Below are 12546 nucleotides of genomic sequence, written 5' to 3' on the forward strand. Positions count from 1 at the left end.
ACCGGACGGCGATGAGACAGAGCGTTCTCTATACTCCGGGCATGAGCACCACGACCACCGGACGCCGGTCCGCGGCCCGGGACCGCCTGCTGGAGACGGCGTCGCGCGTCTTCTACACCCGCGGGATCCACGCCGTCGCCGTCGACGAGGTGATCGAGGCGGCCGACGTCAGCCGCGCCACCTTCTACCGGCACTTCCCCGGCAAGGAAGACCTGGTCGAGGCCTACCTGGCGGCGGAGGACGCGGCGATCCGGGCGCGCGTCGCGGAAGCGGCGGGAGCGGCCGTGGCGCCGGCCGAACTGGTCAAGCTGCTGGTGCTCGGCATCGGCGACGAGATCTGCGGCCCGGGGTTCCGCGGCTGCCCGTTCATCAACGCCGCCGCCGAGTACCCCGACCCCGACCACCCGATCCGCCAGGTCGTGCACGAGCACCGCACCTGGTTCCGCGAGTCGATCGCCGGGATCCTCGGCGCCACCGGCCACCCGGAACCCGGGGAGGCCGCCCGGGAGCTGACGCTGCTGCGCGACGGCGCGATGGTCGGCGGTTACCTCGAAGACGCGCCGGCGGTGCGCGCGAGCCTCATCCGCGCCGCCGAGGCCGTCGTCGGCGGCTGAAGTCCTTTCACCGCAAGGGTTTCCTCAGCCCGGGAACTCGTCGGCGAGGGTGTTCCAGAACTGCAGCTCGTAACTCTGGAACAGCCGGGCGCAGAGCAGGGCCTCGTGGACGTCGAGGCGGTGCGCGTCGATCCCGGCCTGGATCGCGGCGAGCGCCTGCTGTTCGATCTCCGGGACGTCCGCGGCGAAGAAGTCGAAGAACGCGCAGGCGGCGTCGTCGAACCCGTAGTGCTCGCGCATGCCGGCCGCGACGTCGGCGCAGTACCGGCCGAAGGCGGCGAAGTTGGCGAAGATCCCGGCCGTGGCCGCCGCCTGCTCGCCGTTCAGCGCCAGCCACGCGACGTAGGCCGGGTACGCCTGACAGCCCGCGCGCGGCTGCTCTTCGCCGTGGTCTGGACCAGCCGCCGCGATCAGCGCGTCGAGCATCAGGTGCGCCTGCTGCTCCCCCGGCGCGAGGCCGCCGAAGAACGTGCGCGCGTTCGGCTCGTCGGCCCGCGCGGCCAGCGCGTGGAAGCTCCGCCAGTCACTGAGCGTGATCCGTTTCTCCTCCGCGGCGAGCGCGGCGAACACCCGCCGCGGCGCGCGGCCGGCGGTGATCAGCGGGACCAGCCGGTTGTCGTCGTCGCGCGCGACGAGCCCGGCCTGGATCTGGTCGAGCAGTTCACGAGCCTGCCGGGTCATCGGATCCCCTGTCGTGCGCCGGACGTGGCCCGTCCATTCAAGCGAAGTTCGCGGCCCGGCGCCCGCGTGCGCTGGGTCCGGTCGTGAGGAGCTGACCGGCCGAAACCGGATGAAGGAGACATTGACCTGGCCGCGATTCTCTATCCACCAGGCTGCGGAGCCCCTAAAGTGTGGCCATCCGGACCACCAGGAGGCCAGTGTTGACCACCCCGTCCGTCGCCGAGCAGACCGAAGGTCAGACGATCCCGCGCCTGCTGCACCGCAACGCGGTCACCTACCCCGACCTGCCGGCGATCACTTCGCTCGACATCGAGGGGCAGCCGACGCTCAGCTGGCTGGAGTTCCGCACCGCGATCGCCGAGGTGTCCCGCGGCCTGGCCGGGCTCGGGCTCGCCCCGCGCGACCGGCTGCTGATCATGGCGCCCGGCTGCCCGGACCACATCATCGCCGACCTCGCCGCGGCGCACCTGTCCGCGATCCCGTGCACGGCGTACGCCACGCTCAGCCCGGACCAGATCCGGTTCGTCGCGCTGCACAGCGCGGCGCCGGTCGTCGTGCTCGGCGGTGAGACCGAGCTGGCCCGCTGGCGGACGGTGCTCGACGACCTCCCGGCGCTGCGCCACATCGTCGTGATGGACGAGACGGCGATCCCGGAAGGTGACGACCGGTTCGTCTCCCTGGCCGACCTCCGGGCGCGCGGCCGGGACGCGCTGGCCGCCGACCCCGAGGTCTTCGAGCAGTCCTGGCAGGGCATCCAGCCCGACGACCCGCTGTCGATGATCTACACCTCGGGCACCACCGGCGACCCGAAGGGCGTCGTGCTGTCCCACCGCAACGCGATCCACCAGGCGTACGCGGTGACCGAGCTGCACCACCCGCCGATGCACGCGACGAACATCGCGTACCTGCCGCTCGCGCACATCGCCGAGCGGGAGCTGTCGGTCTACCTGCCGATCGTCTGGGCCGGGCACGTGCACACGCTCGCCGACCCGTCCGGCGTGGTCGGCGCGCTCGGCAAGGTGCACCCGCAGAGCTTCTTCGGCGTCCCGCGCGTGTGGGAGAAGATGGTCGCCGGGCTGAAGAACATGCTCGGCGGCGTGCCGGAAGACCGGCGTGCGGCGTTGCTCGCGGCGAACGAGCTGCTGCAGCAGGGCTACAAGCTGCGCAGCGCCGGTCAGGAGGTCCCGCCGGAGCTGGCCGAGCGGATCAAGCAGACCGACGCGGCCGCCCTCGCCCCGGTGCGGGCGCTGCTCGGGCTGGACCAGGTGCTCGTCGCCTCCAGCGGCGCGGCCGCGCTGCCGGTGGAGATCATCTACTTCCTCGCCGGCCTCGGCATCGAGATCGCCGAGGTCTGGGGCCTGTCCGAGACGACCGGCGCGGCGACGTCGAACTCGGGCACCGCGTTCCGCGCGGGCAGCGTCGGCAAGCCGCTCGCCGACGTCGACGTGCGTGTCGCCGACGACGGTGAGCTGCTGGTCCGCGGCCCGATCGTCTTCCTCGGCTACCTGCAGGAGGACGGCACGATCGCCGACGCGACCGACGCCGACGGCTGGTACGCCACCGGCGACATCGGCACGATCGACGAAGACGGCTTCGTGACGATCACCGACCGCAAGAAGGAACTGATCATCACGTCGAGCGGCAAGAACATCGCCCCGACGCGGATCGAGGGCCTGCTCAAGGAGCACCCGCTGATCGGCCAGGCCGTCGCGATCGGCGACGACCGGCCCTACGTCACGGCGCTGCTCGTCATCGACGACGAGATCGCGCCCGGCTGGGCCGCGGCGAACGGCGTCGACGCGAAGCCGGACGAGCTGGCCGACCACCCGGCGGTGCGCGCGGAGCTGGAGCGTGCCGTCGAGTCGGCCAACAGCCGGCTGGCGCGGATCGAGCAGATCAAGCGGTACCACGTGCTGCCGAAGACGTGGACGCCCGAGTCGGGCGAGCTGACCCCGACGTTGAAGCTCAAGCGCCGCATCATCAACGATCGCTACTCGGCCGACATCGAGGCGCTCTACGCCGCCACCCGCAACCCAGCCCCCACCGCCGGCTCCTAGAACGTCACTTTCGCTGGGAAAGATGCGTCCGGAGGGCCTTCGGACGCATCTTTCCTAGCGAAAGCTCAGCTTTGGAATGCAAAGTGGTCAGGCGGTGCGGGGCGAGGTGTCGGTCCACTTGCGCAGCCGCGGCGGGACGCGCTTCTCCAGGCCGTAGTTCTCCAGGTGCGCGCTGAAGACCTCGTCGAACGCCTTCTGCACCGTCTCGGTGTCCCACACCGGGCGCTCCAGGATCGGCTGCTTGAGGAACGGCTGCCCCATGACGTGCAGCTGCGGGCCGTTGCAGCGGATCATCTGGCCGGTGATGCCGTCCGAGCCCTCGCCGAGCAGGAACAGCACCACCGGCGCGATCCGCGACGGCGTGCGGTCCGGCGGGCAGGCGCGCAGGGAGCGTTCGGACTTCCACACCATGCGCGTGTGCGCGAGCGGGCAGACGGCGTTGACGCGGATGCCGACGTCTTCGAGGTCCAGCGCCCACGAGTAGGTCAGGGACGCGACCGCGCCCTTGCTCGCGGCGTAGACGCCGAGCTTGCGCTGGCCGAGCGAGGCGCCGGAGGAGATGTTGACGATCGAGCCGCCGGTGCCCGCGTCGACCATCGCCTTGATCGCGGCGAGGCCGGTGTTGACGACGCCCAGCACGTTCACCTGGACGAGCTCGCGGGCCTGCTCGGCGTCGTCCTCCCAGGGCAGCGCCTCGTAGTTCAGCCCGGCGTTGTTGACGAGCCCGTCGATGCCGCCGAACTCCTTGACGCAGCAGTCGATGATCTCCTGCGCCTCGCCGGCGTCGGCCACGCTGTGCCCGCTGGCCACGGCCCGGCCGCCGTGGTCCCGGATGGTCCGGGCGGTCCGCTCGGCGAGCTCGACGTCGATGTCGTTGACGACCACCGCGCCGCCGGCCCGCGCGATGTGCACCGCGAACGCCTCGCCCAGCCCCCGCCCGGCGCCGGTCACCACGACCGCCTTGCCCTGCATCAAGTCGTCCATTGTCATCTCCCCGATCTGCGGCGCCGTCGGCGCGGCGGCCCGTCCACCCCGGCCGGTCCTGGCTCCAGTCTTCGCCCGTTCGGCCCAACGGAGCAGCGCCACGACGACGAGCGGCCGCTGCCCTGCGCCGAGCGAGTCCGGTTCGATCAGCCCGGAGATACCCGCGCACCGGTCACGGCCACCGTCCGCCGCCGGTCAGGCGGTGTAACCCGATCGGTTCGAGGACGCGGCACCGCGCCGTTCCGCGTACATCGGCGAGTAGTCGGCGGCATACTGTTCGTGGTCCCGGGAGCGCGGGTGTGACGCCCCCGGACCGGATCGTCACTGACGAGGCACAATGCGGGGCGATCCATATTCACTCGATCGGGGGACGGTGGTCAGAAGGTGACGACGCGCGCGACACCCCGGTTCCGGGCCGTCCTCGCCAACCGCGAGTTCCGCGCGCTGTGGTTCGCCGAGACGCAGTCGATGCTGGGCGACCAGCTCACCATCGTCGCGCTGGCCATCCTCGTGTTCGACCGGACCGGGTCGCCGCTGCTCTCGGCCGTCGTCTACTCACTGACGTTCCTGCCCGCGCTCGCCGGCGGCCTGGGCCTGTCCCAGCTCGCAGACCGCTTCCCGCGGCGGGCGGTGCTGGCCGCCGGGTCGCTCGCGCAGGCCGTGCTGATCGGCCTGATGGCCGTGCCCGGCCTGCCGATGGGCTGGCTGTTCGTGCTGTTCGTCCTCGCCCGGCTGGCGAACGCGCCGGGCAACGCCGCGCAGAACGCGCTCGGCCGGGAGATCTTCACCGACGACGACGTCTACCTGCAGAGCCAGGACCTGCGCGGGATCACCAACAACACGGCCATGCTGGGCGGCCTCGCCGTCGGCGGCCTGCTGGTGACGACGATCGGCACGTCGTGGGCGCTGGCGATCGACGCGCTGACGTTCCTGGTCGCCGCGGCCGCGGTCCAGCTGCTGGTGCTGCGCCGCCCGGCCGCCGGCGACGGCGGCGCCCCGTGGTTCGGCGCCATCCGGCAGGTTTTCGGCGACGAACGGCTGCGCGTGCTGCTCTACCTGTCCTGGCTGGTCGGGCTGGCGGTCATCCCGGAGGGCCTCGCCGCGCCGCTCGCCGCGCAACTGGGCGTGGGCGAACAAGCCGTCGGCTGGCTGCTGGCCGCCGACCCGCTGGGCTTCGTGGCCGGCACGTTCGTGCTGTCGCGGTTCGTCTCGACGGAGCGCCGCCGCAAGCTGCTGGGGGTGCTGGCCGCGCTGCCGCTGGCCGCGCTGGCGGCCTTCGCGCTGCGGCCGGGGCTGGCGACCGCGCTGGTCCTGCTGGCGCTGGCGGGGGCAACGGGTGCGTACGTCATCACGGTGTCGGCCACGTTCATCACGTGGGTCCCCAACGACATCCGCGGCAGCGCCGGTGGGCTGTACCGGACCGGGCTGCGGGTCGCCCAAGGGCTGGGCGTGGGAATCGGCGGGCTGGTCGCGCAGTGGGTCGGCTCCGCGAACACGACGATCGCGCTCGCCGGTGCGGTGGGCCTGCTGCTGGCCGTCCCGGTCGCGCTCGCCTGGCGCCGGGTCGGCGGGCTGGAACCACCGCCGTCATGAGCCGGGGTGAAAAGGTCTGGTTTCAGAGGTCACGGTTCGCCATCGGAAGCCACCTCTCCGTGAAGTCAAGATCGTGAATGGGATTCGCACTCGTCACAGGTCGCGGTTGCGCACGGGAGCCACCTCTCGGAGTAATCAAGGGACGACAATTAGCCGACGGATCAGAGATCGCGGTTGCTCAACGGTGCCACCTCCGTGTGGGGAGCCTGAAGATGCTTTCGGGCCGCGTTCCCGGCGGATACGACGGGGACCCGGCAGTTCCGTTGCTGTCGGATGATACCCGGCGGCGGAATGCGTGAACCACTCTGGCAGGTACCGATGAGATTACTCAAGACCCCAAGTAGGCTGGAAAGGAGGTGACCAATTGCATCCCGGACCAGACGACGCCCCGACCGCGGGCCGCCGCGCACCGCGGCCCGCGTCGTCGCGCGCGGAACCGGACCAGGTGGCGACCACTACCAGTGGTCCATCCGGGACACTCCGGCGCGACCACCCGTACTCGCCGCGCAACTGGGCGCTCTGGCGCCGCCGTCCGCGAGTGGTCGCCTTCATCCTCGCCAGCGAGGCGATCGCCGTCGCCGTCCTCGCTTTTTCGCTCACCCGTTCCCCGGCATTGGTGCCGCGCGACTGGATCAATTTCGCGATTCTCGCCGCCGGCGCCACCATTCACATCCAGCTGACCCAGCGACAGGAAGAAAGACGCCGGAACCGCAAAAAGACGGTCCTCATCGACCTCACCGCGGTGTGGACCTTTTCGGCGGCGATGATCCTTCCCCCGCTGTTGATTCTGCTCGTCATCTTCGTCATCCGGCTCCAGCACTGGTTCATCGCCCGGCGGCCGGCGCACAACTTCATTTTCTCGTCGCTCACGCACGGCCTCGCGGGCGTGCTCGCGCACCTCACCTACGTCGCGCTCGGGCCGCACCTGCTGGGCCTCGGCTGGGGCGACTTCCTGTACGAGTTCGCCACGATCGTCATCACCGGCGCGATCTACGAGGCGATCCAGATCGTCTACGTCGGCGGGGCGCTCGCGCTCGGCATGTCGTCGGAGCCCACGGTTCGCAACGTCCTCGGCAGCCCGGCCGACAACATGCTCGAAGCGATCACCATCGGCCTCGGCGCGGTGACCGCGATCCTGCTGGCGGTGGTGCCGCCGATGGTCGCGGTGATGGCCGTGGTGACGGTCGTGTTCAATCGCCTGGCCGAACTGGACCAGCTGCAGAACGACGTCCGGACGGATCCGAAAACCGGCATTCTCAACATGCGCGGCTGGTCGGAGACGGCGGAGCGCGCACTGGAACGGACCGCGCGTTCGAGTGATCAGCTGGCGCTCCTGATGGTCGATCTCGACCACTTCAAGTGGATTAACGACACCTATGGACACCCGGCGGGTGACGACGTGCTGCGCACTGTTGCGCAAACCCTCGACGAGGTGACCAGACCGAGTGACTCGGTAGGCCGTTTCGGCGGCGAGGAATTCCTCATTCTGCTACCGGACATCGACGAAGAGGCCACGCACGACGCCGCCGAGCGCATCCGCATCGCGATCGCCAAGCTGCACATCGTCACCACGGACAAGCGCGGCGACCCGGCCACGATCGCCGACCGCACGACGTCGATCGGCGTGGCCCGGTACCCGAGGCACGGCGACACGCTCGACCGTCTCCTGCAGGCGGCCGACGCGGCGGTCTACCGGGCCAAGGAAAACGGCCGCGACCAGGTGAGCTTTGCCCCGGACACCCCGGACGAGCTACCCGCGTCCTGACGGCCGGGCGCCCAGCCGGAGCGTGAGCCGGGCCTTCACCAGCACCTCCGCCGTCGTCCCCAGCGCCGCCGGGGTGAGCCGCAGCCGCTCGCCGCGGACTCCAGGCGCAGCACCCGGGCGCGTTCACCGGATTCCGGGAGAGAGGCGCCGCGCGGAGGTCCACCTCCTCAGCCGACCACCGGAACAACCCACGCGGCCGCGACCCGCAGGGCGACTGTCCCAGCCCGCGCACCTGGTCGGCCGGCACCACGCGCGCGACCTCCCCGGGACAGTCGCGGGCCAGCGACGCAGGCTCCACGCTCCGCAGCGCCCGGGCGAGCACCCGGACTTCGGGATCCCGCGGTTCCCGCAGGGTCGCGCCGGGGGCGAGGCGGCGCAGCGCGCGCACGGTGTTCTCCACCGGCACCCGCCGATCGGTCGAGCACACCGGACGTCCTCCGGGTCACCGCGCCCCCGCCCGAGTCTGCGCACCGCCGCCCGGCCGCGGAAGGCGGGAACGGGCAGCCGATCGGGCAACCCCCACCGCGCACCCGGGGGTTAGCCCCGTGTCGGCCCGGCGGCGGGGCTGGCACCCTTGTCCCATGCCAGCCCCGACCGAGCCGCCGCGTGTCCGCCGACCCTGGTCGACGTCGGGCTGGCTGCTGCTGGTGCTGCTGGTGGTGTTCGCGTTCGGGCTGATCGCCTCGCGCCCGCCGTCGCCGCCCGACCAGGGGCCGCCTGCCGGCGACGTCCTCGCCGCGCAGAACGCGATCGAGGCCCTGGTCCACCCCGGCCCGCACCCGGACGCGCTGGCGTTGCTGCCCAAGGACTTCACCGCGCTCAGCGGCGTCACGCCGGGTTCGATGCCGGCCCGCGACGGCACCGTCCGCGCGGTGCACGTCGACGGCGGCTGCTCGACGCCGTGGGGCGACGACAACACCAAGTGGGACTACGCGGTGCCGTGCAAGGCGCACGACCTCGGGTACGACCTGCTGCGCTACGCCGACCGCAAGGGCCACCCGCTCGGCCCGGAGGTCCGCGAAGCGCTCGACAGCCGGCTGTCCTACGACATGCACCACGCCTGCGACCTCAACCCGATGGACTCGGCGGGCACCTGCCGGGTCGTCGCGTCGTTCTACTCGGCCGGGCTGGTCGTCAACTCGTGGCACCAGCGCTGGGGCCCGCCGGTCGGCGACCCGATCGGCCCGATGGTCGCCGGCGTGCTCGTGATCGCCTGCCTGCTGGTGTTCCGGCTGCGCGGCTGGCACTACGCCCGCCGCGTCACGCCCACGCCGCGCCCCGCTCCCGCACCCGCGTCGGTGAGCCGCTGGGCGCTGCTCGGCGCCGGCGGGGTCGTCCTGCTGCTGCTCGGCGAGTCCGTGACGGCGCTCGCCGACTGGGCCGGAGCGCCCGAACCGGCGTTGTGGCCGCTGACCTGGCTCGCCCAGCTCGCGCCGTTGATCTTCTTCGCCGGCGGCCACGCCAACGCGGCCGGCTGGCGCGCCGAGCAGGAGACGGGCGGCGGCTACCGCCACTACCTGGCCGAACGCGCCAGCCCGCTGCTGCGCCCGGCGCTGATCTTCGCCGTCGTCGCGTTGCTGACGCCGCTCGCGCTGGAACTGCTCGGCATCCCGGCGGGCACCACGGCGACGGTGATGCGGATCGCGCTGCACCCGCTCTGGCTGCTCGGCGTCTACCTGCTGACGATCGTCTGCGCGCCGCCGCTGCTGGCGCTGCACCGCCGCGCCCCGGTGGCGGCGGCCGCCGGCCTGCTCGCGCTGGTCGTCGGGGGCGAGCTGGCCGCGAACTGGACCGGCTCGCCGCAGCCCCGCTACGCGGCGACCTTCGCTCTCGCGCTCCTCGCCCAGCAACTCGCCTTCGCACACGCCGACGGCGTACGGCCGTCACGACGTCTTCTCGGCTTCACGGCCTTCGCCGGTGTCGCGGCGCTCGCCGTGGTGAGCGTCGTCCGGGGCGGGCCGCCGCTGCTGCTCGGCAGCCCGGGCGCGCCGGCCGCGTTCTCGGCGCCGCCGTGGGGCGTGCTGCTGCTCGGGGCGACCCAGCTGAGCCTGCTCGGGCTGCTGGCCGGCCCGCTGTCGCGGCTCGGTTCCCGGCCCCGCGTCACCGCGGTGTGCCGGCTCGTCGTGCGCGCGCCGATGAGCCTGTACCTGGCGTTCCTCGCCGGGATGCTGCTGCTGGTGGCGCTCGTCTACCTGCCGGGCCGGATCGCCGACGGGCTGACGTGGCTGGTCCGGCCGCGCACCCTGGTCGCGGTCGGGTTGCTCGCGGTGCCGGGCGCGCTGGTGTTCTGGTGGTTCGAGCGGCACACGCACGGCGCCGGCCACCCGCGCGCGGCGGAGCTCCCCGGCCGCCGGACGGCCGTGCTGACCAGGGCCGCGGCGGCGCTGGGCATCGGCTACGCGACGCTCGGGGTGTTCGGCTTCGCCCTGACGCGCTTCGGCGGCGTCGCGGCGGACGCGGACATCCTCGGCCTGCGGCTCGACCCGATCCAGAGCCTGGTGCACCTGCTGCTCGGGGTGTTCCTGCTGCACACGATCCGGATCGGCGCGAGCGCCGCGACGGGCACCTGGCTGGCCACGGCGCTGGCCTGCGCGCCCTCGCTGCTCTTCGCGGCCGACGGCGGCACCCCGGGCCTGCTGGGCGTGACGCTCCACGCGGCCACGGCGGTGTTCGCCCTGCTGGCCGCGGCGGGAACGCTGCTCCCGGCGCGCCGAGCCGCCAACGCGGCCCCCTGACCCGTCCGAAGGCCGAGCTTTCTCCAGGAAAGATGCGTCCGAGGGCCCCCGCGACGCATCTTTCCTGGGGAAAGCTCGGTCTCGCGTTCACTCGTCCGTGGGACGCCGGAACGCTTCAGGCTGACCGGTTCGCCCTGCTCTTCGCGGCGGCCGCTCCGGCGTCCGGCGAAGGCAGTGTCCTGACCAGGCGAAACCGGCAGGCCTGCGGGAAAATGGGTGGTGCACGCCACATCCACAGGGGGATGTGTAACGCTACGGCAACCAGGGGAAGGCACCATGCGTCCCATCCTGTAGCCCTACAGATCTGAGCAGTGAGGAGGCGCCCGCGTGGATCACCCGCCTCGGAACGGGCAAGGCGACCGCCGCCCCGCCCGGCCCTGGCAGGACGAGCCAGGACGAGCCGACGCTCGCCGTGGCACGCCGCCTCCTCGCCGTCCGGCACCTCGCCGTGAACCGGTCGACGCCCGCCGCCCGCCGCCGCCGAAGCGGCCGGCGCCGCGGGCCCGCCGCAACTCCTTCCGGGGCGCGAAGATCGCGCTGACCGTCGTCTCGCTGCTGGTGATGGGCCTGACCGGGTACGCGTGGGCCGCCATGCAGGGCCTGGTCAACGGCCTCAACTACGCGAACGTGATCAGCGACGACGCCGGTGGCGACAAGCCCGCCGACGGCGCCCGCGACATCCTGCTCGTCGGCCTGGACAGCCGCACCGACGCCCAGGGCAACCCGCTCTCGCGCGAGGTGCTCGACCAGCTGCGGGCCGGCGACTCCGACGGCGAGCTGAACACCGACTCGCTGATCTTCGTGCACATCCCGAACGACGGCAGCAAGGCCGTGGCGATCTCGCTGCCGCGCGACACCTACGTCGACATCCCCGGCGGCTACGGCAAGCACAAGATCAACTCTGCGTACGCCCGCGCGATGCTGTCGGCCCGCAAGGACCTGCAGAAGCAGGGCGTGACCGACCCCAAGCAGCTCGACGTCCAGGCCAACCAGGCCGGGGCGAAGGAGCTGATCCAGACCGTCGAGAAGCTCACCGGGTCGACCATCGACAACTACGCCGCGGTCAACCTGCTCGGCTTCAGCGAGATCACCACGGCCATCGGCGGCGTCGACGTCTGCCTGAACAACACCGTCAAGGACGAGTACTCCGGCGCGAACTTCACCAAGGGCCAGCACACGATCTCCGGTGTCGAGGCGCTCGAGTTCGTCCGCCAGCGCCACGGCCTGCCCAACGGCGACCTCGACCGGGTCGTCCGGCAGCAGGTGTTCATGGCCGGCATGGCCCGCAAGGTGCTCTCGGCCGGCACGCTGACGAACCCGGGCAAGCTCAGCGACCTGATCGACGCGATCAAGAAGTCGGTCGTGCTCAACCAGAACTGGGACATCTTCGGGTTCGCCCAGCAGATGAAGGGCCTGACCGGCGGCCAGCTCGAGTTCCGCACCATCCCGGTGAAGAACATCGACTACAAGACCCCCGAAGACGGCTCGGCCATCCAGGTCGACCCGGCCGAGGTGAAGAACTTCGTCCAGGGCCTCGCCGGGCCGCAGCCGGGCGCGACGACGCCCGCGCCGCAGGTCGACAGCGCGAACAAGGCGACCAAGGTCGACGTCCGCAACGCCTCCGGCAAGACCGGCCTGGCCGCGACCGTCGCCAAGGCCCTGGAGGCCAAGGGCTTCACCGCGGGCGACACGGCGAACTCGGCCGCGCGCAAGACCACGGTGATCTGGGTGCCGAAGGGCGGCAAGGACACCGGCCAGGCCGTCGCGGACACCCTCGGCGGCTCGCCGACGGTCCAGGAGGACAAGAGCGTCCAGGCCGGGCACGTGACGGTGTTCCTCGGCTCCGACTACAAGGCCCCGAGCACCGACTCGAACGCCGGTTCCAGCGCGGGGGGCGCGACGTCCCAGGCACCCGCGCCGCCGCCGGCCGACGAGGAGAAGCCCATCACCGCCGAGGGCGTTCCCTGCGTCAACTGAGTCACGGCACCTGCAAATTGCACGTCGTGGTCATCTGCCGTTAACCCGTTAGGCCTAACTCTCGCAATCGGTATCAAAGACATGCCGGAATCCGCGTAATGCGCGGGCACCTGCGCACTTACATACACGTGAGGGTGCAC

Annotated in this window: 8 protein-coding genes; 6 read left to right on the top strand and 2 right to left on the bottom strand. The window is 71.8% G+C overall.

Features of this window, described 5'->3' with window-relative positions:
* Nucleotides 1-41 precede the first annotated feature (41 nt).
* Entirely contained in the window at nt 42-614 is a 573-nt protein-coding gene (locus MUY22_RS03400) for a TetR/AcrR family transcriptional regulator (protein WP_247056943.1), read from the top strand.
* Nucleotides 615-638: 24 nt separating this feature from the next.
* Here MUY22_RS03400 and MUY22_RS03405 read toward each other — a convergent pair whose 3' ends face one another.
* Nucleotides 639-1295 (bottom strand): transcriptional regulator, encoded by a 657-nt coding sequence (locus MUY22_RS03405; RefSeq protein ID WP_247056945.1) that lies wholly within the window; start codon nt 1293-1295, stop codon nt 639-641.
* Between the two features lie 197 nt (nt 1296-1492).
* Between MUY22_RS03405 and MUY22_RS03410 the strand changes: the two genes are divergently transcribed.
* Complete coding sequence (locus tag MUY22_RS03410; protein ID WP_247056948.1) at nt 1493-3352, top strand: long-chain fatty acid--CoA ligase; 1860 nt, start codon at nt 1493-1495, stop codon at nt 3350-3352.
* Between the two features lie 87 nt (nt 3353-3439).
* Here the strand turns inward: MUY22_RS03410 and MUY22_RS03415 are convergent, their stop codons facing one another.
* Complete coding sequence (locus MUY22_RS03415; protein WP_247056950.1) at nt 3440-4336, bottom strand: SDR family NAD(P)-dependent oxidoreductase; 897 nt, start codon at nt 4334-4336, stop codon at nt 3440-3442.
* 384 nt (nt 4337-4720) lie between these two features.
* Here MUY22_RS03415 and MUY22_RS03420 point away from each other — a divergent pair, with 384 nt between their 5' ends.
* From MUY22_RS03420 to MUY22_RS03435, 4 genes are all read left to right on the top strand, one after another.
* Complete coding sequence (locus MUY22_RS03420) at nt 4721-5929, top strand: MFS transporter (RefSeq protein ID WP_247056952.1); 1209 nt, start codon at nt 4721-4723, stop codon at nt 5927-5929.
* Between the two features lie 364 nt (nt 5930-6293).
* Nucleotides 6294-7694 (top strand): diguanylate cyclase, encoded by a 1401-nt coding sequence (locus MUY22_RS03425; RefSeq protein WP_371827576.1) that lies wholly within the window; start codon nt 6294-6296, stop codon nt 7692-7694.
* Nucleotides 7695-8275: 581 nt separating this feature from the next.
* On the top strand, nt 8276-10429 hold the full coding sequence (locus tag MUY22_RS03430) for a phospholipase (RefSeq protein WP_247056956.1): 2154 nt from the start codon (nt 8276-8278) through the stop codon (nt 10427-10429).
* A 327-nt stretch (nt 10430-10756) separates the two neighbouring features.
* Nucleotides 10757-12406, top strand: a complete 1650-nt coding sequence (locus MUY22_RS03435) for an LCP family protein (RefSeq protein WP_371827577.1) — start codon at nt 10757-10759, stop codon at nt 12404-12406.
* Nucleotides 12407-12546: the final 140 nt, after the last annotated feature.

Origin of the sequence: Amycolatopsis sp. WQ 127309 (assembly GCF_023023025.1) — a bacterium.
Classification (GTDB): Bacteria; Actinomycetota; Actinomycetes; order Mycobacteriales; family Pseudonocardiaceae; genus Amycolatopsis.

Bases quoted from the DNA above. Each gene is read 5' to 3' on its own strand.
- MUY22_RS03400 (WP_247056943.1), top strand. From the start codon at position 42: ATGAGCACCACGACCACCGGACGCCGGTCCGCGGCCCGGGACCGCCTG.
- MUY22_RS03405 (WP_247056945.1), bottom strand. From the start codon at position 1,295: ATGACCCGGCAGGCTCGTGAACTGCTCGACCAGATCCAGGCCGGGCTC.
- MUY22_RS03415 (WP_247056950.1), bottom strand. From the start codon at position 4,336: ATGGACGACTTGATGCAGGGCAAGGCGGTCGTGGTGACCGGCGCCGGG.
- MUY22_RS03430 (WP_247056956.1), top strand. From the start codon at position 8,276: ATGCCAGCCCCGACCGAGCCGCCGCGTGTCCGCCGACCCTGGTCGACG.